We start from the raw sequence: 24,677 nt of genomic DNA on the forward strand, positions 1-24,677 counted from the left end.
CCGGGACCCGTACGGTCGGTGGTCAGAGCGGCGCGTCCAGCGGGAGCCGGCGGATGCCGGGCAGGTCGGTGTCGAGTTCGCCGGGCTCGAAGCGGCACATGCCGACGGCGTGCCAGAACTCCCCGGCGAGGTCGCCCTCGTACTTGTAGCCGCCGTCCGGGCCGATCGCGGCCCAGCCAGTGGGGGTGGCGAGCAGGGTGGCCCGGAGGGCGGGGGAGCCGGCGGCGGGGACGGTCCAGAGCCGGACGGTGCCGTCCTCCGAGCCGCTGGCCAGCAGGGTGCCGTCCGGGCTGAACTCCAGCGCCAGGACACGGCCGGTGTGGCCGGAGAGCAGGCCCGCCCCGGCGCCGGTGCGCGGGTCCCACAGCCGGATCACCCGGTCGTCCCCGGCGGTGGCGAGCAGGCCGCCGCCGGGGTGGGCGGCGGCGGTCCACAGCCGGCCGGTGTGCCCGGTCAGTTCGTGCCGGGGTCGGCCGTCGGCCCAGACCAGGGCGCGGCCGTCCCAGGAGGCGCTGGCCAGCCAGGAGCCGTCCGGGGCGAAGGCGACGGCGTAGACGCGGTCGGTGTGGCCCTCCAGGGTGCTGTGCAGGCGGCCGTCCGCGAGGGTCCAGAGCCGGACCCTGCCGTCGTCGCACGCGGTGGCGAGCTTCTCGCCGTCGGCGCCGAACGCGATCGAGCGCACCCGGCCCCGGTGTTCGGCGAGGGTCACGACGTGGGCGCCGGTGGAGCGGTACCAGATCCGGACGGTGTCGTCGTCGTTGGCGGTGGCCAGCAGGGTGGCGTCGGGGCTGAAGGCCTCGGCCCAGACGTGCTCGGTCTCGACGTCCAGGCGCCGCTGGTACTCGCCGGTCGCCGCGTTCCACAGGAACATGTCGCCGTCGTTGCTGGCGGTCGCGAGGACCGGCCCGGACGGGCCGAACTCGGCCGAGACCAGCCGGTTGCTTCGGCCGGTGATCTCCCGGACCCGGCGGCCGGTGGCCGGGTCCCAGAGGCGGACCGTCCCGTCGTTGCCGGCCGCCGCGAGCAGGTTCCCCGTGCTGTTGAAGGACAGCGCGCCGACCCGGCGGCCGTGTCCGCGCAACAGCCGCCGGCTCTGCCCGGTGGCGGCGTCCCAGAGCCGGACCGCGCCGTCGTTGCCGCCGGTGACCAGCAGGGTCCCGGAGTCGGAGCCCTCGGGACCGCCGTGCGGGCGGAACTGGCAGGCCCAGACGGACCCGTGGTGCTCCTGCGGCTGGCGGCGCAGCAGGACGGCGGGCTCGCCGTCGCCGCCGCCGGTGCCGAGCTGCCAGACCCGGACCGCCCCCGAGCTGTCCCCGGCGGCGAGCAGGCCGCCGGGCCCGGCTCCCTCCGGCCCGGTGTGGAAGGCGACCTGGTACACCGCGCCGTCGCAGCCGGTGAGCCGCCCGGCCGGGGCGTCGGCGGCGGTGTCCCAGAGCCGGACCTGACCGGTGGTGTCGCCGCTGGCCAGCAGCGGCTGTTCGGGGTGGAAGGCGAGGGTGTAGACGCGGCCGGTGTGGCCGGTGAGGGTGCGGCGCAGGTGCCAGCCGGCGGTGTTCCACAGCCGGACGGCGCCGCCGGTGGTGGGGTGCCGCCCGCCGACGGCCGGTCCGCCGCCGAGCGGGGTGCCGCCGGTCGGGTCGCCGCCGTCGCCGGTGGCCAGGAGGGTGCCGTCGGGGCTGAACTGGGCGCGGTAGACCGGGCCGTGGTGGCGGCTGAGGGAGGTGACGAGCCGCCCGGTGCCGACCTCCCAGATCCGGACGTCCCCGGCGGCGTCGCCGGTGACCAGCAGGGTGCCGTCGGGGCTGTACACGGCGGTGTACACCGGGGCGGTGTGGCCGGGCAGCCGGTGCAGGGGGCGGCCCCCGGCCGGGTCCCAGAGCGTCACCGTGCCCTCGGCGTCGCCGGTGGCGAGCAGTCGGCCGTCCGGGCGCAGCGAGACCGGCCACACGCCGTCCGGGTGCACCTCCAGCCGGTGGCGGCAGGCGCCCGAGACCGGGTCCCACAGCCGGACGGTGCCGTCGGCACTGCCCGTGGCGAGCACCCCGTCGGCGAACTTCACCGCGTACACCCGGCCGACGTGGTCGCGCAGGGTGCGCAGCGCGGTGCCGGTGAGGGCGTCGCAGACCAGCACCGTCCCGTCGTCGCTGCCGACGGCGAGCAACTGGCCGTCCGTGCTGAACGCGACGGGCTCGGGCAGCCGGCTGGTCCGGGCACTGAAACCGTACGGCACGCCGACCTCGGAGGGCCGGAAGCCGGCCTCGACGGGCAGGCCGGGGGCGACGGCCGCGACGCGCAGTTCGGGGGTGGCGAGCAGCGCGGGGTCGGTGTCGGCGGAGATGACGGCGGCGCGCTGCCAGTGGCCGCCGGTGACGCGGGCGCCGCGCAGGTCGGTGCGGATGAGGCGGGCGCGCCGCAGGTCGGCGTCGGACAGGTCGGCGTCGGACAGGTTCGCGGCGGAGAGCCGGGCGCCGACCAGCCGGGCGCCGCGCAGCACGGCGCCGGACAGGTCGGTGCCGACCAGTCGGGCGTCGGTGAGGTCGGCGTGGCTGAGGTCGACGCCGGAGAGGTCCCGGTGGGAGAGGTCCTCGCCGACCAGCAGGGCGCCGCGCAGGTCGGTGCGGGAGGGCACCCGGAGCCGGGCGAGGATCCGCAGCGCGTTGGCGCGGGCGACCTCGTCGTCGGGGGCGGTCCGGCGCGGGACGCGCAGCCGGCCGATGGCCCGGGCCGGTTCCGGGGCGGGGGCGGCCAGGACGCCTTCCGCCCACTCCTGGCAGAGCCGGTGATCGGCGAGGTCGCACAGGAACTCGACGGCGAGGCGGCTGAACCGCGCCCGGGTGAGCAGTCCGCCGTCGGGGCGGCCGCCGGCCGGGGCCGCGGTCAGCCGGACGGCCGCCTCCCGGGCCACCAGCCACTCCATGACGGAGCTGTGGATGAACTCGAACATCCCGTCGTCGGTGCGCACCAGGAGGCTGCCGGAGCCGACCGCGTGCGCGGTGTGCGCGGCGGACTGGCGGGCGTCCGCGAGCGGGGTCAGGGTGCCCGCCAGGTCGGTGAGTTCGTCCAGCGGCAGGGTGTCGCGACCGCTCTCCCAGAGCCGGACGGCCAGTTCGGTGACGGCCGCCCACAGCTGGTCCAGGCTGAGTCCGGGGGCGGAACCGGGACCGCCCCGGCCGCGCCGCTCCTCGAACTCCAGCCAGGCGCTGAACACCTCCTGGTAGAGCCGGGCGGCGCTGAGTGCGCGCCCGGCGCTGGCCACCGAGCGGAGCCGGTTGTGGGCGAGTTCGGCGACGAAGCTGAGCAGGCGGGGGTTGCGGCACAGGGTCAGGAGGTCGGGGATGTCCTGGAGCAGGCGCAGCCGGCGCTCGGCGACGGCCTCGTCGCCGTAGCGGTTGACGAGGTAGCTGCGGATCTGGGCGGGGGTGAACTCCTGGAGGTCGAGCAGTTCGCGCTGCGGGTGCAGGCGGACGGCCTCGCCGAGTGCGGTGAGCACCTGCTGCTGGGAGCGGAAGTGCTGGGTGCGGCTGCTGACCACGATCTTGGCGCTGTCCACCGAGGCGTCCAGCAGGACCCGCAGGTGGTCGGCGGCGCGCTCGTAGCTGACCCGGTTCACGAGTTCGTCGAAGCCGTCGAAGAGCAGCACGATCCGGCCCTGGCGGAGCATGTAGCGGAAGGCCCGCAGGTCGATGGTGTCGATGCCGTGGCCGGCCAGGTGGGCGGCGACCAGCTCGTCGAAGGAGTGCGCCCGGTCGAGCGCCTGGAGCTCGATGAACAGCGGTGTCAGCTGCGGCAGTTCGATCGGAATCCGGCGGGCGAGCTCGCGCAGGGCGAAGGTCTTGCCGTGCCCGAAGTCGCCGAGCAGCAGGACGAAGCGGCCCTGGTCGCCGTCGAGTCGGGCCAGCAGGTGGTCCACTAGGGCGTCGCCCTCGGTGGCGGAGTCGTGGTCGAGCCGGCGGAAGCGCTGCGGGAGGTAGAGGCTCGGCGGGTACCGGTCGTCGGAGCGCAGCCGTTCGCCCTGCGCGGCCACGTAGTCGTGCAGGTCCAGCAGGCCCTGGAACTCGACGAAGCTGCGCAGCCGCACGCCGCGCCGGCGGGCGTGGTCGCGCAGCCCGCGGCCGGGCGGTGCGCCCTCGTAGACGAGTTCGGCGTCGCCCCCGGTGCCGGCGGGCGCCGCCGACTCGGCGGCGTGCACCTGGGAGATGAAGCGGTCGATGTCGTCGGCCTGCGGGGTGCCGAGGCAGACGGCGACGCGCTGCTGGCGCACGAAGCCGGACTCGTTCCAGGTGACCAGGAGTTGGGGCAACGGGCCGTCGACGGAGCGCAGTTGGGCGCCCTGGTGCCGGGTGCGGCACACCTCGGCGACGCGGGCGGTGAGCGCCTCCAGCGGGGAGGCGAGCTCCCGGACCTCGCGGTCGGGGGTCTCGACGGGCGGGGTGGCGGCGGCCGGGCCCGGCGCGGGGCCGAAGGCGCGGTGGGTGCCGTGCCACGGGCGGTCGAGGTGTTCGTGGGAGCTGCCGGACGGGCCGGGCCAGCGGGTGAGGCCGTCGGGGGTGAGCCGGAGCAGCTGGTGGGTGCCGGGCGCGGCGACCCGGGCGACGGTCAGTTCGCCGTTCGGGACGGGCAGGGCCGACACCGCGGTGCGGCCGTCGGTCGGGCCGTGCAGCAGGAGTTGGAGCCGGGGCGCGGTGAGCCGGGTGAAGCGGTCGAGGTCGCGCAGCGCGCCCGGGTGCCGGCCGGCGCCGGAGCCCGCGGCGGTGCCGGTGCCGGTGGCGGCGGTCCTCGACGGGGCGGTGAGCGGGTGGGACAGCGCGCCGATCCGCAGCCAGCCCTCGGCCTCGTACGGTCGCAGGGCCTGGGCGAACCAGGCGGCCTGCTCGGGGCCGAGCCAGCCGTACTGGTCGTCGGGCCGGTGGCTGTGGGCGAGCGAGGAGTTGAGTCCGGCGATCACGGTGCCGAGTTCGGGCACCGGGAACAGCGTCCACGGCTGGTCGCTGTCGAAGACCGTGTCCAGGCCCTGGTAGAGCTCCTGGAACAGCCGGGTGTAGTGGCGCCACTTGGGCCAGTACGGCGGGCGCGGCGGCTGTTCGTCGGCCTCGCAGGTGTTGAAGTAGGCGCGGGAGGCGGCGAGGCTGACGTCCTGGGGGCCGGGCACGACGGCGACCCGGTGCGGTTCCAGGCCGAGCAGGGTGCGCAGGCCGGTCAGGAAGGCGAGTGCCTGGTCGCACTCGCGGGGGCTGCCGGAGGCGGTCAGGTCGCCGGTGACGACGAGCAGTTCGGGGGCGGGCGCACCGCTGTCGGCGAGGGCGACCAGGTCGCCCCAGATCGCGGCCTGGAGGTCGACCGGGTCCTGACCGCGGCCGAAGGCCGGACCGGCCAGTTGCAGGACGGTGACCGCATCGCGCCCGGTGCGGTCCTGCGCGGTGGGCGGGAACTCGGGTCGGGCGGACGGGCGCCGCCGCCCGCTCCAGCCGGTCAGGCCGATCGGGCGGACCAGTGGCGAGGGTGCCAGGGCGCCGTCCGGCAGGTAGGTGGCGCCGGTCGGCGGCCCGGCGGGGGCGCCGCCGTTCGGGCCGCCGGGGAAGCCGGGCCGCAGCCGGGGCCGGGCGTGGCCGTCCAGCGCCTGCTCGATCCGGGCCAGCAGCAGCCGGCGGGCCCGCTCCGGGTCCCCGACGCCGGCCAGGTCGACGTAGGAGATCATGGCCAGCAGGCCGTCGACCGCGATGTCCTCGATCCGTACGGTGATCAGCCGCCGCTCCGGGGCGTCCGGATCGGCCCGCAGCGCGGCCTGCCACTCCAGCCGGCCGTAGCGCGAGCGCTCGTAGTGGCTGGACAGCAGGGCGATCACGGCGGCGGACTCGGTGATTCCGCGGTCCATGAAGTCGACGAAGTTGGTGCCCGGAACGAAGTCCCAGGCCTGGAGGAAGGTCCGGTACCCGGACTCCTCCAGCGTCCAGGCGATCCAGGTGGCCCATCGTTCGTCGGCCGGCGAGTAGCTGATGAAGAAATCGAGCGGCCCGGAGGTGTCCCCGTGGTCGGCGTCAAGCGCTCCCATGCGCCAATTTTATGACAGTTCATCAGCTCTTGGGGAGGGTGCGACGAGCCCGGCCGGGCCGGGACGGTGGCCTGTCCGGACCCGGATCGGCGTGCGATGCTACTGCCCGTGTTGTTCCTGAGGCGTCTGGAAGTGCTGGACTGGGTGGCCGCCGGGCTGCTCGCGTGCGGGTTGGCCTGCGTGGCGAGCGGGTTGCTGCCGACGGAGTCGGCCGGGGCCGCGATGGCCCGGATCGGGCCGCTGCTCGGCTTCCTGGCCAGTGTCATCGTGCTCGCCGAACTGACCAGCGCCGCAGAGGTGTTCGACTCCGTGGCGACCTGGGTGGCCCGGGTCGGCCGGGGCAGCTACACCGCGCTGTTCGTGCTGTGCGTGGCCTTCGCCTCGCTCACCACCGTCACGCTCAACCTGGACACCACGGCCGTGCTCCTGACGCCGGTCATGCTGGCGCTCGCCGGACGGGTGGGGATCGCGCCGCTGCCGCTCGCGATGACCACGGTCTGGCTCGCGAACACCTCCAGCCTGCTGCTGCCCGTCTCCAACCTGACCAATCTGCTGGCGGCGGACCGGGTCGCGCTCTCCCCGGCCGGCATGGCCCGGGTGATGTGGGCACCCCAACTCGCCGCGGTGGCCGTGACGATGGCCTGCCTGTGGGTGTTCTTCTGGCGGCGCGGCCGGCGCGGCGCGGACGGCTACCGGCCGCCGCTGCCGCTGCGGCCGGCCGATCCGGTGCTGTTCCGGATCTGCGCGGCCTGCTGCGGCGTCTTCCTGCTCGCCGTGCTGCTGGCCGACCTGCCGCTGTGGCTGGCCTCCAGCGCGACGGCCGCCGTCGCGGTGGTGGCGTTCGCCATCCGCCGCCCGGCGGAGCTGCGGCCCTCGCTGGTGCCGTGGCGGTTGCTGGTCCTGGTGCCGGGCATGTTCCTGGTCGTCCAGACCGTCGACGCGCACGGGCTGCACCACCTGCTGGAGAACGCGATCGGCACGGACGGCGGCGTGGCCGGGCAGTTCCGGGCCGCACTGGCCGGGGCGGGCCTGTCCAACGTGCTGAACAACCTGCCGGTCTACCTGGCCGGCGAGGCCGCCGTACCGGCCGGCAACCACACCCAGCTGCTCGCACTGCTGGTCGGCACCAACGCGGGCCCGGTGATACTGCCGTGGGGCTCGCTCGCGACGCTGATCTGGTACGAGCGGTGCCGCTCCTTCGGCGTCAAGGTGCCGGTCGGGCGGGTCACCGCGGCGGGCGGCGTGCTGGCCGTCACGGCGGTGCTCGCGGCGACGGCGGCGCTCGCGCTCACGGCGTGACGCGGGTGCCGGTCGGGCGCCGCGCGGGCGGGTCACGGCGGGTCACGGCCTGACGCGGGCGCCGCGTCGGCGGGTCACGGCATGCGGCCCGCCCGTGCGACGAGGTCCAGCAGGTGACCGATCGCCTCGGGGCGCCCGGCGACGAAGCTGCGATCGGTGTCCCGCTGCCCGATCCGGTGGCTGAACTCGCCGCCGTCCAGGCGCCGGACCGCCAACCCGGCCTCGGCGGCGAGCAGGCTGCCGGCCGGCAGGTCGATCTCCTCCGGCCGGTAGCCGACGAAGCCGTCGATGCCCCCGTGCACCAGCATCGACCAGGTGAGCAGCGGGGCCCACAGCTGGAGCAGCCGCCGGGAGCCGCCCTCCAGCGCCGTCCGGAGCCCACGGGCCGTCGGGTCGTCCCTGGCCACGCCGTGCCCCTGGGTCCAGGCCAGAACCGGCCCGGCCGCCGGCCGCCGGTACGGCTGTCCGGCGATCCGCCCGTGCGGGCCGTACGCCCCGCAGCCGCGCCGCGCCTGCCAGGTCCGGCCGGTCACCGGGTCGTGCACGACGCCCACCACCGGCTGCTGTCCGACGCACAACGCGATCCCGACCACGTAGGCGGCCAGGCCGATCACCACGTTGTTGCTGCCGTCGAGCGGATCGATCAGCCAGGTCCGGTCCGGCCGGTCGCCGTCGAGCAGACCGGCCTCCTCGGCGAGGATCCGGTCGTGCGGGTAGCGCTCCCGGATCCGGGCCACCACCAGGCTCTCGGCCAGCAGGTCGAGGTCGGTCACGACGTCGCCGCGGTCGCCCTTGGTCCGGACGGTGTGCTCCTGCTGGAAGCGCGAGCGCAGCAGCGCACCGGCCTGTTCCGCCGCCTCCACCGCCGTCCGGCACTCGGCGGCGAACCCGGCGCCCGGGCCCGGCGGTCCGGCCGGGTCCCCGCTACGGCCGCCACCTCCGCTGTGCCCGAGGTGCCCGCTGTGCCCGAGGTGCCCGCTATCCCCGCTCACGGATCCTCCTCGCGCAGGTCCGGGCGAGCCGGGTGGTCCGGTCGGGGTCGCAGGTCCGGCGCACCGTCCGCCACGCGGGGGCGTGCACCGGCCCGAGCATGAGGTCCCGGCCGTCCGGGAGGGACCGGGCGAGGACCAGCGTGGCCGCCGGGACGCCCTCGGGCACGACGGTCGTGTGGAACGTCCCGGCGGCCAGGGTGTAGGTGTCCCCGCGGGCGCTGGTGTGCCGGGACTCGACCTCGCTGTGCACCAGCCGCGAGGTCGGCCGTATCCGGTCCACGCCCGAGCGGTCGCTCTCGACCACGAAGAGCCGGTGGGTCGGCCGCTCCAGCGTGTCGGACACCCGGATCCGGGTGTTGCCGATCCGCCCGTACAGCACGCTGCTGGTCAACTCCCAACTGTGGCAGTGCACCAGCGACTCCGGCGGGCCGCCCGGCTCGAAGACGTGCACGCACACGCCGAGTTCGCCCTCCCGGAGTACCGGCAGGCAGTAGAAGCCGAGCGGGTGCACCACGGCGCTCAGCGGGCGGGCGCCGGAGGCGATCTCCTCCAGCTCCCGGATCACCAGTCCGGGCAGCGCGGGCGCGGCCGCGGTGCGCCCGGCCAGCCGTTCCAGCACGGCGAAGTCCATCAGTGTCACCTCCGGTACGGGTTCTCCGCCCGCAGCGCCTTGTCGACGACGTCGCCGACGTCCCGGTCCGTCAGATCGGTCGGCAGGGGCAGCCCCAGCCGGTCGAACAGCCGCCGTACCTCCTCGACGGTGGGCTCGTCGCCGAGCGGTTCCGCGTCGCGGAGGTCGAGCTTGACGGCCTGTTCGCGGTAGTGGTGCAGGTCGGTGACGTAGTAGTCGTAGAGCGGCCGGCCCTTCTCGACGTACAGGCTCACCCGGCTCGGGTCGTCCTGGGTGACGATCGCGCAGGAGGCCGAGAGGTCGTAGCGCAGGGTCGGGACCACCGAGGAGAGGTGGACGTCGATCTCCAGGGTGTCCAGCCGCTGGCGGTACCAGCAGGCGGCGAGCACGGTGGCGAGCGACTCCTTGCGGGTGCGGCCGGTGGTCCAGGGCTCGCCGTCCGAGGGGCGGCCGAAGCTCTGGCGGAAGCGGGCGTAGGCCCGGCAGGCCCGCTCGTCGGCGGGGTGCACGATGTCGATCTTGACGGTGAGGGCGCGGCGCCGGTGCTGGGCCTCGCGGACGCACTCGGGGAGGGTCACGGCGCGCAGGTACGTCCCGGTGCCGCCCTTGAACACCCACCGGTCGGTGTTCTGCCGCGCCCGGGCGAGCGCCTGCTCGACCTCGGAGCCCGCCAGTTCGCGGATCGCCGTCATGTCCTCCAGCGCCCGCCTCGTCCCGGCCATCGCGTCCTGGATGTCCGCCGCGCGGCGCCTGCGGTCCGCGAGCGTCCCGTACACCAGGGCGGCCAGCACCAGGAGGGTGGCGCCGGAGACGACCCGCTCCGGGACGACGTCGCCGAGCAGGTCGAGCACACCGACGACCACGGCACCGGTGAACGCCACGACGCCGTCCGAGTTCCTGATCGCCCAGGCGAGCGCGCGCTCCAGACGCCGTCCCGGCTCAGCCCTGATCCCGGCCATCGCCCCCCCTCCGACCGCTTTCATGGTAGGGCCGGGGACGCGTCAACTGCCATAGGGCGGTGGCCTTTCGGCGACCTGACCGGGCACGATGGCCGGTATCCGGCGGCGCCGACGGCGCACGGGAGCTCAGTGCGCGAGCTGTCCGGGGCGTCGCAGCGGGACCAGGCGGTAGCCGACGCCGCGGACCGTCTCGATCTCGCACCGGGCCGCCGCACGGGCGAGCTTGCGGCGCAGGGCGGAGACGTACACCTCGACGATGTTGAGGTCGCCCCGGAACGCGCTGTCCCAGACCGCGTCCAGGATCTCCCCCTTCGGGACCGCCTGGTCGGGCCGGCGGGCCAGGCACTCCAGGACGCCGAACTCCTTGGTGGTCAGACGCACCTGTTCCCCGCCCGCGGTGCAGCGCCGGGCGGCCGGGTCCACCCGGAGGTCGCCGACCTCCAGGACGGCCGGGCGCCCGGCCCCGCCGCGCCGGAGCAGGGCGCGCAGCCGGGCGGTCAGCACCACGTGGGAGAACGGCTTGCTGAGGAAGTCGTCGGCGCCGGAGTCCAGCGCCTCGGCCTCGTCGTACTCGCCGTTCTTCGCGGTCAGCACCAGCACCGGTACCGGGTTCTCGGCCCGGCGCAGCTCCTCGCAGACCCGGAAGCCGTTCATCCCGGGCAGCATGAGGTCCAGCACCACGGCCGCGTAGCCGCCGGAGGCCGCGTGGGCCAGACCGCTGACGCCGTCCCGCGCCACGTCGACGGCGTAGCCCTCGGCCCGCAGCCCCTGGCTGAGCGAGCGCGCCAGCCGTTCCTCGTCCTCGACCAACAGGAGTTTCACCAGGGCAGCGTAGTCCAGGCCCCGGCGCACCGGCCGGAGTCTGAAAGGATCTTCAGCTTGCTTCAGGAAGCCTTCAGCGCGGCTTCCCTACGGTCTCGGCCGTGTCCAGACGATCGATCCCGTACCTGCTCGCCGCCGTGCTCTGCGCGCTGTACTGCGCGGTCTCGGTGCCGCGCCAACTCCGATTCGAGACCTACGGGTTCGACCTGGGGATCTTCGAGCAGGGGGTGCGCGGCTACGCCGCTCTGGGGCCGCCGGTGTCGACCCTGAAGGGGACCGGCTTCAACCTGCTCGGGGACCACTTCAGCCCGGTGCTCGCGCTGCTCGCCCCGGTGTACCGGCTCTTCCCCGGCGCGGTCACCCTGCTGGTCGCGCAGGCCGTGCTGATCGCCGTCTCGGTGGTGCCGGTGACCAGGCTGGCGATCGAGGTGTCCGGCCGGGTCGGCGGAACGCTGCTCGGCACGGCGTACGGGCTGTCCTGGGGGCTGTGGGCCGCGCTGGAGTTCGACTTCCACGAGGTGGCCTTCGCGGTCCCGCTGGCCGCCTTCGCGGTCGAGGCGCTCGCCCGGGACCGGGCGGTGGCGGCCGCCTGCTGGGCGCTGCCGCTGCTGCTGGTGAAGGAGGACCAGGGGCTGCTGGTGGCCGGTGTCGGGGTGTACCTGATGGCGCGACGGCACCGGCGGCTGGGGGCCGCGGTGGTGGTGACGGCCGTCCTGGTGACGGCGGTGGTCGTACTGCTGGTGATCCCGGCGAACCATCCGGACGGGCGCTACGCCTATGCCGACGCGGGGGAGTGGGACGGCGGCGATCCGCTCTCCCGGCTGCTGCTGCCGGGGACGAAGTGGTGGACGGTGCTCGCCCTGCTGGCCCCCACGGGGTACCTGGCGCTGCGCTCCCCACTGGTGCTGCTCGCCGTGGCGCCGCTGGCCGCCCGCTTCTGGGCCGTCAACCCGCTCTACTGGGGCACCCGTTACCACTACAGCGCGGTCCTGATGCCGGTGCTCTTCCTGGCCTTCGCGGACGGCCTGCGGCGGATCGGCCGGTGGTACGCCGGTTGGTTGCGCCTGGCGGTCCCGGTGCTCGCGCTGCTGGTGGCGGCCGTCGCCCTGCCGGTGCCCCCGCCCGGCCCGGCCGGTCTGCGGGTCACCGAGGCGCGGCAGGTGCTGGCGGTGGTCCCGGACGGTGCCCGGGTCGCGGCCTCGAACGAGCTGGCGGCGCAACTGACCGGCCGCTGCACGGTCTCGCTCTTCCCCCGGCTGACGCCCCCGGGCACCAGCGGGCCGTGGGCCCGACCGGTCGCGGAGTGGGTGGCCGTCCTGGACCGCCGCGACGAGGGCGGCGGCGACTCCTCACCGGCCTCGGTCGAAGAGCGGTCCGCCGTCGCGGGGCTCCCGGCCGCCGGGTACCGCGAGGCGGCCTCCGGCGGTGGGATCACGGTGTACCGGTGGGCAGGCTGACGACCAGCTCCGCGCCCCGGCCCGCCCGCGGTTCGACCGCCCGCGCCGTCCCGCCGAGCGCGGCCGCGATGCTGCGCACCAGCGCCAGCCCGAGGCCGGCGCCGCCGTCCGCCCGGTCCCGGGACTCGTCGAGCCGCACGAACCGTTCGAAGACCCGCTCCCGGTCCGCGGCCGGGATGCCCGGACCGTCGTCGGCGACGACGAGCACCGCCCGGCCGTCCACCACCCGCAGGGAGACCAGCACTTCGTCGGTGGCGTGCCGCACCGCGTTGTCCAGCAGGTTGCGCAGCAGCCGGCCGAGCAGCAGCTCGGTGCCGGGGACGGTCACCGGTTCCAGAGCGGTGGCGAGCACCGGCGGCCCGCCGGGGAAGCAGCCGCGCTCGGCCACCTGCTCGGTGACCAGGTCGTCCAGGTCGATCCACTCCGCCACGCCCTCGCCGACCCGTCTCTCATCGGTGCGGGCGAGCAACAGCAGGTCGTCGGCGAGGCGTTGGAGGCGCTCGGTGTCCGCGAGCGCGTCCGCCGCCACCTCGGGCCAGCGGGCCTGCTCCGGGTGCGCCAGCGCCACCTCCAGCGAGTTGCGCAGCACCGCGATGGGGGTGCGCAGCTCGTGCGAGGCGTCCGCGACCAGCCGGCGCTGCTCGGTGACGGCATGCTCCAGCCTGCCCAGCGTGGCGTTGGTGGTCTCCGCGAGCCGCGCGATGCCGTCCCGCCCGGGCGGCACCGGCACCCGCTCGTGGAACGCGCCGCCGCCGATCCGCGCCATCCGCCGGCGGATCGCCTCCACCGGGCGCAGCGCGAGCCCGGTGACCAGCCAGGCGACGGCGGCGACGAACAGCGAGGCGCCGGGCACCAGGTACCAGCCCAGGATGCGGGTGACCAGCTCCGAGGCACGGTTGGCCATGGTGTCGTCGACCATGACGTAGATGGTGAGCTGCTGCGCGGGCCGGTCCGCGCCGAACATCGCGGCCAGGTCCGTGGACGGGACCGTCCCGGTCGTCCGGCAGATGAAGGGGGCCGTCCGCCCCGGCCCGTTCCCGCGTGTGGCGGCGAGCACCGGCAGGTCCACCCGACGGTTGACGAACCTCGGGGCGCCGGGCGGCAGGGCCGGGAGATCGACGACGTCGGAGCGGGTGATCCGGTCGGACTTGGCCAACGTACCGTCCTGGAACAGCACCAGGTATGCGGAGTCCTGGTACCCCGGCAGCGGCGGCGGGCCGTTCCAGCCCATGCCGGCCGTGATCGCCTCGTCCAGCAACGCCGTGTCGCCCATGGCACGGGCCTCGGCCGCGGGCAGCCACTGCCGGCGCACCGCGTCGCTCACCCACACCGCCGCCAAGCCGAAGGCCAGGACCGAGGCCAGCGCCGAGGCGATCGCCGCCCGCATCCGGACGGACAACCGCCGCAGTCCCACGTCCACCGGGCCCCCTCGATCCACCGCCCCGCCGGGGCCCACCGGCCGCTGACGCTACCCGAGCCCGGAGGACAGCCTCCGCGCGGGCCTCCGCCGGGTGCGGCAGCAGCTCGTGCCACTTCGACGACCATCCGGCCGTCGTGCCCTTGGATGGCACCGAGCACCTTCACGAACATCTTCACGAACGTCTTCACGAACACCGTGACGAACAAAGGAATCCCATGGGACGTCAGGTCAGATCACGGCTCGCCCTCCTGACCGTGGCCGGAGTGCTCGCCACGGCCGGGCCCGCCTGGCCGCCGGCCGCCGCCGCAACGCCGAAGTGGAACTCCCCGGCCCGCTTCGACGGCTCCTGCCCGCCGGCCGAGGACGCCGCCGACGCCGCCGGGCCCGCCGACTTCCGCCGGCGCGCCCACCACGCCGCGCACCCGCACCGGAAGCCCACCCGGCCGACCCGGGTCGCCACCTTCGGCAACGGCCTGATGGCCGCCGGCCAGAGCAACGGGGCGACCTTCCACGACCAGACCATCCGCATGGTCGCCCACACCTCGGTGTCCGGCGCCCTGCCGCGGGTGCGGCTGAGCAACCTCTACGGCAGCTCGCCACTGACCGTCGGAGCCGTCGACCTCGCCCGGCAGAGCGCCACCGCGGGCGCCGCCGGCACGGCCGTGGACGGCACCCACCGCACGGTGACGTTCGACGGCGCCGGCACCGTCACCATCCCCGCCGGACAGGACGTCCTCAGCGACCCGGTGCCGATGGACGTGGACGCCGACCAGGACCTGCTGGTGAGCGTCTACCTGCCCGAGAGCCCCGCCGGCGCCGACACCTGGCACCAACGGGCCCTCGACACCACGTGGATCTCCGCGACCGGCAACCACGTCGCCGACGACGGCACCGACAACTACCCCGCCACCAGCCGGCAGTGGTTCGTCCTGGCCGGTCTCGACGTGGCCTCGCCGACGGCCACCGGCACCCTGGTCGCCGTCGGCGACTCCATCACCGACGGGGTCGGCTCCACCCCGGGCGCCAACCGCCGCTGGCCCGACGACCTCGCGCGCCGCCTGGGCGCGAGCGACGGCGGGGCCACCCGCGGCGTGGTGGACACCGGGATCGGCTCCAACCGGATCCTCACGGACGCCGGCACCGACGGCTTCAACAAGTCCCTGATCAGCCGCTTCCGGCACGACGTGCTCAGCCGGCCGCACGTCAAGGACGTCGTCCTGCTCGAAGGCATCAACGACATCGGCGACAACATCGGCCCCGACGGCACCGGCCCGCTGACGGCGACCGAGTTGGAGGACGGCCTGCTGGACGTCATCTGCCAGGCGCACGCGGCCGGAGTGCGGATCACCGGCGGGACGATCCTGCCGTTCCAGGGCGCCAAGTACTACACGAGCTACGGCGAGCAGATCCGCGAGGCCGTGAACCGGTGGATCCTGACCAGCGGAGCGTTCGACGACGTCATCGACTTCGACCGGGCGCTGCGGAACCCCGACAACCCGCTGACGCTCGACCCCGCCTACGACTCCGGCGACCACCTCCACCCGAACGACGCCGGTTACCAGGCGATGGCCGACTCGGTCGACCTCGGCGCGTTCCTGCCGTAGCCGTACCGCCACGCGGAGGTGGTTTCCAGACGAACGGCGTAGCTACGGGCGCGGTTCTCCACGGGTCGGGACGTACTGGTCGGGAGGGTGCGACAGCACCCGGGGGATCCCACCGCACGGAAGGAAGCCCGACGTGGCCTCGCAGAACATCAAAGAGTTCAAGGAAAAGGTCGAGAAGCTCTACGATGACGAAGAAAGCGATTTCAGAAAGAAATTCGACGCGGCGATCAGAGGCTTGACGCCGCCCACGGTGTACCCGGACTCGGACGTCTACAAGGACTGGCGGGGAGCGACCGGAAAGACCCTGGCCGAATTCTTCGTCGAATGGTACGACTGGGGTTGGAAGCAGCCCATTTCCGACGGGCTGAAGTACATCCGGAAATTCAGCTGGATCAGCTACGAGAACGCTGCCGGGCTCGCATTCGTGACCAGTGCGTCAGGGCGTGACATGCTGGCCGACTTCACGCAGCTGCAGGGCCGTCAGATGGACTCCCCGGATTCCGAGAAGCTGGTCCTGCAGTGGATCGACGAACTCGGCCCGAAGCGGATGGCCGACTTCAAGAAGGGGGACTGGTCGACCCTCAACAAGTTCTTCATCAGGGAACTGAAACCCGGCAAGCGGCCGATCGACCACCCCGAAGACCCCAGCGTCGTGACCGCCCCGACCGACTGCATCGTCAACATGATCGTCGACAATCTGGCACCCGACACGCCGCTCCCGATCAAGGCGGCCGTGACCATGAGCGTCAGCAGGCTGCTCGACGGCTCCGAGTACGCCGAGAAGTTCATCGGCGGCACGGCCGTGTCGTGCATCCTGATGCCCGACACCTACCACCGCTACCACGCCCCGGTCGGCGGCGAGGTGGTCGAGTCCCGCGACGACATCGGCGGCGTCTACTACGGGATCCGGGACTTCCCCGACCTGCTCAACAAGGGGAACGTCGGCTACGGCTACGACTACAGCCTGTTCGAGGACTTCCGGCGCGGATACGCCATCATCAAGACCCCGTACGTGGACCACAACGGGGATCCGGACGGCGAGGGCTACGTGGCCCTGGTGCCCGTCGGCCTCAACTCGATCGGCTCCGTGCGGTTCCGCGATCCGTTCCGGAAGATCACGGCGGATTCGGCCCCGGTCGCGGTGAAGAAGGGCGACGAGATCGGCTACTTCCAGTACGGCGGTTCACTCAACATCCTGCTGTTCGAGGAGAAGCGGTTCCCCGCGCTCCAACTGCTCCTGGGCCAGCGCATCGGAGTCCTCCAGGAGGTCGCGCACACCGAACGCCACTTCGAGCGCTACGTCCGCCCGCTGCCCGGCGGCGTCGCGCCGACGTCCTGACCTCCCTCCCGGAACGGAAGGTGCACCATGCTGCGTCAGCCCGTCTACGCGATCCCGGCGAACGCGCTCAACACCGGGACGATCCACTTCTTTCCCGACCCCGGGAAGAAGGAGGAGGAAGGAGGCCCGAAGACGGTCCGGTCCTACGCCGGGTACGCGGACGTCGACGGCCCCGGTACCGAATCGAGCCGTTTGTTCTACTGGTTCTTCGAGAGCCAGACCTGCGACCCCCACCTCGACGCCGACCAGCAGAAGGACGTGATCGAGGAGGCGCCCCTGTTGATCTGGCTCAACGGCGGCCCCGGCGCTTCGTCGCTCCTGGGCCTGTTCCTGGAGAACGGACCGCTGCGCGTCGGTGACGACGCGGCCGGGACCGTCTCGGTCAGCCCCGACACCTGGAACCAGGAAGCCCACGTCCTCTACTGGGACCAGCCGGTCGGCGCGGGGTACAGCTACTGCAAGACGTCGAAGACGTACGTCCAGGACGAGGACGAACTCAGCGAGATGTTCCACCGGGCGCTGGTCCAGTTCCTCGAAACGTACCCGGAGTACCAGAACTGCCCCCTCTACGTCTGCGGTGAGAGCTACGCGGGCAAGTACGTGCCGTACATCGCCCGGAAGATCCACCAGGAGAACCTCAAGAAGCCCAGAACACACCTCGATCTGAAGGGGATCGCGGTGGGCAACGGCTGGATCAGACCGGAACTCTCGATCCGCGTCATGATCGACTACGCCTACGCGTCCGGGTTCGTCGGCAAGGGCCAGAAGGACGTCCTGGATTCCTCGTACAAGCACTTCCAGGACGTCCTCAAGGCCGGCGAGATGAAGAAGGCCACCGATCTCGGCAACGGCCTGGTCAACGCGATCCTGGCCTACGGGGGCGACTTCGACGTCTACGACGTACGGCGCTGGGAGGACCTGTCCGCCGGCGCGCTGCCGGTCTACCTCAACACCCCCGCCGTCAAGGAGGCCCTGCACGTCGACCACGCGTGGGAGTCCGCGGACAATTCCGGCCCGGTGGCCACCGCGCTGAAGGCCGACAACATGGCGGACGCCTCGCCGCTGTACGCCGAGCTCATCCACGCGGAGGAGAACTACAAGGTCCTGCTCTACACCGGGGACTTCGACACCGCCTGCGGGTACCAGAGCACCGAGGAGATCCTCGACGAGATCATGAAGAACGGCTGGCGCAGCGCCCCGCGGTTGATCTGGAAACAGGCGCAGGGCCACCCGAAGGGCTTCGTCCGCACCCTGAACAACGTCACCCAGGTCGCGGTGCCCGACTCCGGGCACGAGGTACCGGCCTACCAGCCGCGGATCTGCCGGGAGATGCTCTACAACTGGCTGTTCGACCGCCCCTTCCACGGACAGGACCCCGAGAGCGCGGCCCGGGCCGTCCTGGCCAAGGCCCAGGCGGACGCCGACAAGGAGACCGAGTGAGCGGTCACGTCAAGAGGACGAAGGAGACGGACGACCTGTCGGCGGCCGTCGCCGTCCTCAAACAGGGGTACGTGTGCACCCTCGCCCACGTCGACCCCGGGACGGGTCGGCCGAGGTGCGTGCCCATGGTCTACGCGTACCACGAGAAGGGGAACGAGAAGCTGCTCTACCTGCACGGCTCCGTCGACTGGCCGCCGGAGTCGAAGCTGAATCCCTCGCTGCGGCAGCTGTGGAAGGCCGACGGGGTCGCGGTCTGCCTGACCGTCACCGTCCTCGACAGCCTGCTGGTCGGGCGCGCGGCGATCAGCACCTCCCTCAACTACCGCTCCGTGGTGGTGGACGGCACGGCGAGGAAGGTCGACCCGAAGGACCGGACGAAGGCGTTCGAGGCGCTCACCGACCAGGTCATCCCGGGCCGGTGGGCGGAGCTGCGCCCGATCAAGGACGGCAGCGACGGCAAGGCCAGCGAACTGGACTCGGACGGGAAGCAGACCCCCACCGTCGGGGTCCTCTCCATCAGCCTCACGGAGAAGGCGACGGTGCGGCTCAAGCGGCACCACGCCCCCGAGCCGGAACACGAACACCAGGACGACCGGGACTGGGACGGTGGCCGGGCCTGGGGCGGTCTGCTCCCGATCCGTCAGGTCTACGGGCCGGCCGTTCCCGACTCGCACGTCAAGGACCTGGGTGCCGACCCGCCCGCCTCCGTCCAGAAGCTCATCCACCGGGGCACGTGAGCCGCCGGGAACCACAGCCGGTACGGCGGGACGGCGTTCACCGTGGCGAGGCCGCAGCCCTCCGGCTGCGGCCTCGTTCCCGATCCCGGGCCGCCGACCGCCTCACCCGCCCGGACGCGCGCCGGCGGGTCCACCTCGCCGGGATGACCGACGCCCTGCCCGACAGCACCGCCCGTGCCCCCGAGGAGGCCGCCGAGGTCACCCGTACCTGCACCACCGGTGCCCACCTCACCCTGGCCGTCGGCTACGGCGGCTTGGTCCCGGAGCGCCCCGTCGCCCCTGGAGCTCCTGGAACTACGTCCTGACGACCTCGACCGGCAGCCGGCGCACCCCGAGGAGCACGGCGGGGTTCTGGTACTCGACGTCCTCGTAGCGCGGGACGGCCAGCGAGCGGAACCGGTCCTGCAGCATGCGCAGGGCGATCCGTGCCTCCAGCCGGGCCAGCGGCGCGCCGAAGCAGAAGTGGATGCCGTGGCCGAAGGTCAGGTGGGGATTGGAGCGGCGGGCCACGTCGAAGGTCTCGGGCGCCTCGAACCGGGACGGATCACGGTTGGCGCTGCCGAGGTGCACCGTCAGCATCGTGTCGGCGGGCAGTTCATGACCGCCGAGCTCCACGGGCCGGGTGATGCGGCGCCCCAGCTCGGGGAACGGCGGCAGCCAGCGCAGCACCTCCTCGATGGCCGGGGGCAGCAGAGCCGGATCGGCCCGGAGTGCGGCGTCCGCCCCGGGGTGCCGGTCGAAGGCCAGCACCGCGTTGCCCAGCAGCGCGGTCGTGGTGACGTGCCCCGCGACCAGCAGCAGGGCGACGAATCCGACCATCTGCTCGTCCGCGAGCCGTTCGCCGTCCACCTCGGCGGCGATCAGCCGGCTGGTGAGATCGTCCCCCGGGTCGGTGCGGCGGCGGCGGATGTGGTCCAGCACGTACCCGTTCATCGCGCGGACGGTCGGGGCGATGGCCTCCAGCGCCTTCGCCAGGTCGGCCATGTCGGGGTTCTCGCCGAGCTGGTCGCCGCCGAACAGGACGCCGGCCCACTCCTGGAAGAGCCGGTGCTCCTCGGGCGGGACGCCGAGCAGTTCCGCGATGACGATGATCGGCAGCGGGTAGGCCAGTGCGTCGACCAGGTCGAACCGGTCGTGGTCGGCGACCTCGTCCAGCAGGCGCGCGCACAGCGCCTCGATCCGCGGCTCCATCCCCGCCACCACCCGCGGCGTGAACGCCTGGCTCACCAGGGCGCGCAGCCGCCGGTGCTCCGGCGGGTCCATGCCGACGAAGTTGCCCTGCCGGAACGTCTCGAAGTCCTCCTGGGTCGGCGCCAGGGCGGCGAGGTCCGAGGAGAAGGTCGCCGGGTCGGACAGCACCGCAGCGACGTTCTGGTGGTCCAGCACCTGCCACTGGTCGCGGCTCTCGTCGTACCGCACCGGCCCGGCCTCGCGCAGGTGCTGCCACCGGCCGGAGATCTCTTCCAACAGCGTTGGTACGTTGCCTGGTTGAACTCCGAGCACCGGTCCTCCTGAGTCGTGACTCGCGGGCGGCCACAGTCTTCACGGCGCGTCACCACCCTGGCAACCCCACGAGACCGGACACGGGAGCCCACGCGATGGCCAACGGTTCCGGACTCCCGCTCGCGGCATCAGTCATTTGTGTGCATCCGAGTACGACGAATGTGTGCATCCGAGTACGACGAAGCCTTCGGACCGGCACCTCGGGCGCGGGCGGCCCCGGGGCGATGTGCTCGGGAACGGCGTCCAGCCGACGGACCCGACGAGGACGTCCGCATGACCGGGGCCGCCGGAGTCGGGAGGCGGCCCCGGTCATTCTTCAGCGATCCGGCCGGCGCGCACCCCCCGATCACGAACCGGACCTCAGCTGACGTATCGCTCTCTCAGGCGGGCAGGGTCCACTTCTGGTTGGCGCCGCCGGTGCAGTCCCAGATCTGCACCTGGGTGCCCGCGGTGGTGGACCAGCCTGGGTCGTCCAGGCACCTGCCGGACTGCGGGTTGTAGAGCGAACCGTCGGAGCGCGGGATCCAGACCTGGGAGCCGGTGTTGTTGCAGGTGTAGAGGTCCACCGCGGTTCCGTTCGAGGTGCCGGCCGCGTAGACGTCCAGGCACTTGCCCAGCACGTGCAGGGTGCTGCCGGCCTGGACGACCGTCCACTGCTGGGCGGGCGTGCCGTTGCAGGTGTAGATCTGCACCGGGTTGTAGTCGGCGGTGGAGGCGGCGCGGTCGTCCAGGCAGAGGCCGCCGTAGCCGGTGATCGCCGAACCGCCGCCGCTGCCACCGCCGTTGGTGGTGTAGGCCGCGACGGAGGCGACGCTCATCGTCGCCCCGGAGGTGGTGTCGGCCGTCGGGGTGGTGCACCCGCAGACGCCGTTGGGGAACCCGCCGCCGATGGCCAGGTCGAAGATGATCGACAGCGGGTGGTCGAAGGCCTGCTGCCAGACGGCGGTGCCGACCTGGTTCTCCGTCACGGTGAAGTACGCGGCGCCGTCGAGGTACCAGGTGATCGACTCGGCGCTCGGGTTGGTGCGGTCCAGGACCATCGCGTAGTCGTGGTAGCCGCTCTGGCAGCCCGGGCAGGCGCGCAGGCCGCTGCCGATCCCGGTGCCCTCGTTGCACACGCCGCCGGGGGAGGTGCCGCAGTGGACGGTGCCGGCCAGCTGCGAGCGGGCGTTGACGTCCTCCATGATGTCGATCTCGCCGTTCTCGGGCCACTGTCCCGGGCCCAGCATCCAGAACGCGGGCCAGTACCCCAGGCCGCCGGCGGGGGAGGGCTGCATGATCGAGGCCGTGACCTGCAGCTTGCCGCCGGCCGGTGCGCCGGCGACCGCGCTGGGCGTCCGGATCCGCCCGGAGGTCCAGGAGCCGCCGCTGCCGAGGGCGGTGATGTCCAGGTGGCCGTTGCCGTCGAGGTGGACGTTGGCGGTCGAGTCGGTCATGGTCTCGATCTCACCGGTGCCGAAGTTCGATCCCGGGCCGGTGTCGTACGTCCAGTTCGCCCCGGACGGCCGGGCGCCGGCGGGGCCCGAGAAGTCGTCGCTGAACACGGTCGTCCAGCCCGGGGGCGGCCCGGCGAGGGTCGGCGGGGCTGTCGCCGTGGTGGTGGCGGCGTCGGCGGCGGGCACGTGTCCGGTCAGCGCGACGAGCAGGCCCAGGACGGCCAGGACCGCGAGGCGGCGGCCGGAGCGGGTGAGGAGGCGGGCGCGTCGGCCGGTGCGGCGGCGCGCGGGGTCACGGGTCATCTGCGGCTCCCAACGGAGGGGGCGCGGAGCCGGCCCGCGAGGTGGGGTGGGGGCCGGTACCGCGGCGGAGCGGGGGCTCCGGTCCGGCGGATGCCGCCGGACGAGCCTGGAGTCGTCCCATCGTGTGTTGAGCTGAGGCACATTCAACTCATGTACCTGTCAAGGCGTCAAGAGGGGGGAAGGGCACTCCGTAGCGTCAACTCGTGAAGGCCGCCCCGGACCGGCGACGGCCGCTGACCGACCGCCTGGACATGCCCCCGGACGGTATCCGGCCCGACGCACAGCACCTCGGCCACCGCTGATCCGGCGTATCCGGCCGGGCGGGCGCGTCCGTGCTCTGCGAAGGTGAGCGCAGCGGTGCCCCGGCGGACTGCCGTCCCTGGGCCGTAGGCACCCGTCGCCCTTCCCAGTGAGAGGACCCGCCCCCATGCCCGCGACCACCGAGCGCTCCGGGCCGGGCCAGGACGACCCGCGACGGTGGACCGTCCTGGCGGTCCTGTCCGGCAGTCTGCTGATCATCTCGATGGACACGACGATCCTCAACGTGGCCTTCCCGTCCATCGTCGAGGACCTCCGGCCGGGCGCCGTCGAGCAGCTGTGGATCGTCGACAGCTATGCGCTGGCCCTGTCCGGGCTGCTGATCACCGCCGGCGCGCTCGGCGACCGCTGGGGGCGCAAACGCCTGCTGCTGGTGGGCTTCGGGATCTTCGCGCTCGCGTCGCTGCTCGCCGTCTTCGCCGTCGCGCCCTGGCAGCTGATCGCGGCCCGCGCCCTGCTCGGCGTCGGCGGTGCGGCGATCATGCCCTCCACGCTGTCCATCCTGCGGCACGCCTTCTCCGACCCCGGTGAGCGCGCGTTCGCCTATGCCGTCTGGGCCGCCGTGTTCGGGGCGGGCATGGCGCTCGGGCCGGTCGTCGGCGGTCTGCTGATCCAGGCGTACGGCTGGCACTCGGCCTTCCTGCTCAACCTTCCGATCGCCGCCGCCGTCCTCGCGTTCGGTTCCTGGCTGCTGCCCGAGTCCCGTTCCGCCGCCGTCGGCGCCGGCTGGGACTGGTGGGGCGTGGGCCAGTCGATCGTCGGCATGGTCGCGCTGGCCGCCGGGATCAAGGAACTGGGGCACAACGGAGCCTCGGAGCCGCTGAGCTGGATCCTGCTGGCCGTGGCGGCCCTGTCCCTGACGGTCTTCGTCCGCCGCCAGCTGCGGCTGACGCACCCCCTGCTCCAGGTACGGCTGTTCGCCCGGCCCGCCTTCAGCGTGGCGGCCGTCGCGATCCTGTTGGCGATGATCGGGATGGGCGCGGTCCTCTTCCTGGTGACGCAGTGGCTCCAGTTCTCCCTCGGCTACAGCCCCTTCCAGGCCGGGGTACGCCTGCTGCCGGCTCCCGTCGCGCTGATCCTCGCCTCCGTCACCACCCCGGCGCTGATGCGCAACCTGCCGATCCCGTACGTCCTGGCCTCCGGTATGACGGTGATGGCGGTCGGCCTCGGCCTGCCCTGGATCCTCCAGCGCTCGACGGACATCGGCTACCCCGCCTTCGCACTGAGCCTGGCCCTGCTGGGCCTGGGCGCCGGGGTGGCCACCACCGTCGCGTCGGTGACCATGATGGCCCTCACCCCGCCCGACGAGGTCGGCGGCGCCGCCGCCATCGAGGAGACCAGCTACGAGCTGGGCGCGGCCTTCGGGGTCGCCATCATCGGCAGCCTGGCCTCCGCGCTCTACCGCTCCGGCCTGGACGTCACCGGGCTCGACCCCCGGACGGTGCAGACGGCGCGCGACTCGGTCGCCGAGGCGGCCCGGATCGCCGGGGAACTCGGCGGCGAGACCGGCACCCTCCTGCTGCGCAGCGCCGCGCACGCCTACACCGAGGCCATCACACCGGCCTTCCTGACCGCCGCCGGGCTGGCGCTGGCCGCTGCCGTGGCGGCGCTGCTGTGGGTCCCCCGCGACCTGCGGCCCACCGAGCACACCCACTGAGCGCCGCGCCCCGACGGGGCGGTCAGCACCGCTCCTCGGGCGGGACCGGGCGGGTCGGGAGGTTCCAGCCGAGGACGACCCGTCGGCCGCGGTCGGTGCCCAGGCGGCAGTGCGCCGCGGTGGCCATGGTGAACAGCGCCCCGTCGGCCGGGGGCAGGCCCAGGTAGCGGGCGGTCAGCACCCGCAGGAGGTGGCCGTGCGAGACGAGTACGACCGCGCCCCCGGCCTCGTCCGCCCCGCCGTCCAGGAGCGGCGCGATCCCGGCCAGCACCCGGTCGCAGCGTGCGGCCACGTCGGCGGGGCTCTCGCCCGGGTGCTCGTGACCACCGGGGAGGACGCCTTCGGTCCACAGGTCCCAGCCCGGCCGCGCGTGCCGGATGTCGGCCGTCGTCACCCCTTCGTAGCCGCCGTAGTCCCACTCCCTGAGGTCCGGCTCGATCCGGAGGTCGGACAGGCCGGCCAGCTGCGCCGTCCGGACCGCCCTGCGCAGCGGACTGACCAGCACGCGGGCGGGTTCGAGGACCGTCAGCGCACTCGCGAGGGCGTGGGCCTGGGCCTCCCCGTAACGGGTCAGCGGCAGGTCGGTGGAGCCGGTGTGCCGCCCCTGGCGGCTCCACTCGGTCTCGCCGTGCCGGATCAGCAACAGGTCACCCATGGCAGGGGTCCTCCTTCGCTCGTCGCCGGGCCCGGCCGGGTGGCCGGGTGGTCGGA

General features: G+C 73.4%; 17 protein-coding genes. 8 read left to right on the forward strand and 9 right to left on the reverse strand.

The annotated features are described in order from the left end of the window. Positions 1-22: 22 nt before the first annotated feature. The gene (locus ACIP4P_RS28695) at positions 23-6,049 is read right to left on the reverse strand and encodes a TIR domain-containing protein (protein WP_400923277.1); all 6,027 of its coding nucleotides are present in this window, start codon (positions 6,047-6,049) and stop codon (positions 23-25) included. Positions 6,050-6,145: 96 nt separating this feature from the next. On the opposite strand from ACIP4P_RS28695, the gene ACIP4P_RS28700 reads away from it, so the two are divergent. Then, on the forward strand, positions 6,146-7,348 hold the full coding sequence (locus ACIP4P_RS28700; RefSeq protein WP_400923279.1) for an SLC13 family permease: 1,203 nt from the start codon (positions 6,146-6,148) through the stop codon (positions 7,346-7,348). A 74-nt stretch (positions 7,349-7,422) separates the two neighbouring features. On the opposite strand, the gene ACIP4P_RS28705 is transcribed toward ACIP4P_RS28700, so the two are convergent. The 4 genes from ACIP4P_RS28705 to ACIP4P_RS28720 form a co-directional block, all read right to left on the reverse strand. Then, positions 7,423-8,340 carry an inositol monophosphatase family protein gene (locus ACIP4P_RS28705; RefSeq protein WP_400923281.1) on the reverse strand — a complete coding sequence of 306 codons (918 nt, stop codon included), beginning with the start codon at positions 8,338-8,340 and terminating at the stop codon, positions 7,423-7,425. Further along, on the reverse strand, positions 8,327-8,971 hold the full coding sequence (locus ACIP4P_RS28710; protein ID WP_400923283.1) for a hypothetical protein: 645 nt from the start codon (positions 8,969-8,971) through the stop codon (positions 8,327-8,329). Before ACIP4P_RS28710 ends, ACIP4P_RS28705 begins: the two co-directional genes overlap by 14 nt. 5 nt (positions 8,972-8,976) lie before the next feature. Continuing rightward, positions 8,977-9,930, reverse strand: a complete 954-nt coding sequence (locus ACIP4P_RS28715) for a hypothetical protein (protein WP_350510570.1) — start codon at positions 9,928-9,930, stop codon at positions 8,977-8,979. Between the two features lie 126 nt (positions 9,931-10,056). Continuing rightward, on the reverse strand, positions 10,057-10,752 hold the full coding sequence (locus ACIP4P_RS28720; RefSeq protein ID WP_400923285.1) for a response regulator transcription factor: 696 nt from the start codon (positions 10,750-10,752) through the stop codon (positions 10,057-10,059). Positions 10,753-10,853: 101 nt separating this feature from the next. Here ACIP4P_RS28720 and ACIP4P_RS28725 point away from each other — a divergent pair, with 101 nt between their 5' ends. Further along, a complete protein-coding gene (locus tag ACIP4P_RS28725) occupies positions 10,854-12,209 on the forward strand; it encodes a DUF2079 domain-containing protein (protein ID WP_400923287.1) in 1,356 nt (451 codons plus the stop codon). On the opposite strand, the gene ACIP4P_RS28730 is transcribed toward ACIP4P_RS28725, so the two are convergent. Continuing rightward, the gene (locus ACIP4P_RS28730; RefSeq protein ID WP_400923288.1) at positions 12,184-13,629 is read right to left on the reverse strand and encodes a sensor histidine kinase; all 1,446 of its coding nucleotides are present in this window, start codon (positions 13,627-13,629) and stop codon (positions 12,184-12,186) included. The genes ACIP4P_RS28725 and ACIP4P_RS28730 overlap by 26 nt on opposite strands. 215 nt (positions 13,630-13,844) lie before the next feature. Between ACIP4P_RS28730 and ACIP4P_RS28735 the strand changes: the two genes are divergently transcribed. From ACIP4P_RS28735 to ACIP4P_RS28755, 5 genes are all read left to right on the forward strand, one after another. Next, entirely contained in the window at positions 13,845-15,233 is a 1,389-nt protein-coding gene (locus ACIP4P_RS28735) for an SGNH/GDSL hydrolase family protein (protein WP_400923290.1), read from the forward strand. A 133-nt stretch (positions 15,234-15,366) separates the two neighbouring features. After that, on the forward strand, positions 15,367-16,572 hold the full coding sequence (locus ACIP4P_RS28740) for a phosphatidylserine decarboxylase (RefSeq protein WP_400923292.1): 1,206 nt from the start codon (positions 15,367-15,369) through the stop codon (positions 16,570-16,572). Between the two features lie 27 nt (positions 16,573-16,599). Then, positions 16,600-18,012, forward strand: coding sequence for a hypothetical protein (locus tag ACIP4P_RS28745; RefSeq protein WP_400923294.1), 1,413 nt, complete (start codon positions 16,600-16,602; stop codon positions 18,010-18,012). Further along, complete coding sequence (locus ACIP4P_RS28750; RefSeq protein WP_400923296.1) at positions 18,009-18,749, forward strand: pyridoxamine 5'-phosphate oxidase family protein; 741 nt, start codon at positions 18,009-18,011, stop codon at positions 18,747-18,749. Before ACIP4P_RS28745 ends, ACIP4P_RS28750 begins: the two co-directional genes overlap by 4 nt. Positions 18,750-18,892: 143 nt before the next feature. Next, positions 18,893-19,054, forward strand: a complete 162-nt coding sequence (locus ACIP4P_RS28755) for a hypothetical protein (protein WP_400923298.1) — start codon at positions 18,893-18,895, stop codon at positions 19,052-19,054. Here ACIP4P_RS28755 and ACIP4P_RS28760 read toward each other — a convergent pair. Together ACIP4P_RS28760 and ACIP4P_RS28765 are read right to left on the reverse strand one after the other, a co-directional pair. Next, on the reverse strand, positions 19,044-20,216 hold the full coding sequence (locus ACIP4P_RS28760; RefSeq protein ID WP_400923300.1) for a cytochrome P450: 1,173 nt from the start codon (positions 20,214-20,216) through the stop codon (positions 19,044-19,046). The two genes, ACIP4P_RS28755 and ACIP4P_RS28760, sit on opposite strands and share 11 nt — an antisense overlap. Positions 20,217-20,632: 416 nt before the next feature. Next, the gene (locus ACIP4P_RS28765) at positions 20,633-21,991 is read right to left on the reverse strand and encodes a ricin-type beta-trefoil lectin domain protein (protein WP_400923302.1); all 1,359 of its coding nucleotides are present in this window, start codon (positions 21,989-21,991) and stop codon (positions 20,633-20,635) included. A 427-nt stretch (positions 21,992-22,418) separates the two neighbouring features. On the opposite strand from ACIP4P_RS28765, the gene ACIP4P_RS28770 reads away from it, so the two are divergent. Continuing rightward, on the forward strand, positions 22,419-23,966 hold the full coding sequence (locus ACIP4P_RS28770; protein ID WP_400923304.1) for an MFS transporter: 1,548 nt from the start codon (positions 22,419-22,421) through the stop codon (positions 23,964-23,966). A gap of 22 nt (positions 23,967-23,988) precedes the next feature. On the opposite strand, the gene ACIP4P_RS28775 is transcribed toward ACIP4P_RS28770, so the two are convergent. After that, on the reverse strand, positions 23,989-24,621 hold the full coding sequence (locus tag ACIP4P_RS28775; protein ID WP_400923306.1) for a histidine phosphatase family protein: 633 nt from the start codon (positions 24,619-24,621) through the stop codon (positions 23,989-23,991). Between the last annotated feature and the right edge of the window lie 56 nt (positions 24,622-24,677).

The organism is Kitasatospora sp. NPDC089509, assembly GCF_044749365.1.
Lineage (GTDB): Bacteria > Actinomycetota > Actinomycetes > Streptomycetales > Streptomycetaceae > Kitasatospora.

Bases quoted from the DNA above. Each gene is read 5' to 3' on its own strand.
- ACIP4P_RS28695 (WP_400923277.1), bottom strand. From the start codon at position 6,049: ATGGGAGCGCTTGACGCCGACCACGGGGACACCTCCGGGCCGCTCGAT.
- ACIP4P_RS28700 (WP_400923279.1), top strand. From the start codon at position 6,146: ATGCTACTGCCCGTGTTGTTCCTGAGGCGTCTGGAAGTGCTGGACTGG.
- ACIP4P_RS28710 (WP_400923283.1), bottom strand. From the start codon at position 8,971: ATGGACTTCGCCGTGCTGGAACGGCTGGCCGGGCGCACCGCGGCCGCG.
- ACIP4P_RS28715 (WP_350510570.1), bottom strand. From the start codon at position 9,930: ATGGCCGGGATCAGGGCTGAGCCGGGACGGCGTCTGGAGCGCGCGCTC.
- ACIP4P_RS28735 (WP_400923290.1), top strand. From the start codon at position 13,845: ATGGGACGTCAGGTCAGATCACGGCTCGCCCTCCTGACCGTGGCCGGA.
- ACIP4P_RS28745 (WP_400923294.1), top strand. From the start codon at position 16,600: ATGCTGCGTCAGCCCGTCTACGCGATCCCGGCGAACGCGCTCAACACC.
- ACIP4P_RS28755 (WP_400923298.1), top strand. From the start codon at position 18,893: ATGACCGACGCCCTGCCCGACAGCACCGCCCGTGCCCCCGAGGAGGCC.
- ACIP4P_RS28765 (WP_400923302.1), bottom strand. From the start codon at position 21,991: ATGACCCGTGACCCCGCGCGCCGCCGCACCGGCCGACGCGCCCGCCTC.
- ACIP4P_RS28770 (WP_400923304.1), top strand. From the start codon at position 22,419: ATGCCCGCGACCACCGAGCGCTCCGGGCCGGGCCAGGACGACCCGCGA.
- ACIP4P_RS28775 (WP_400923306.1), bottom strand. From the start codon at position 24,621: ATGGGTGACCTGTTGCTGATCCGGCACGGCGAGACCGAGTGGAGCCGC.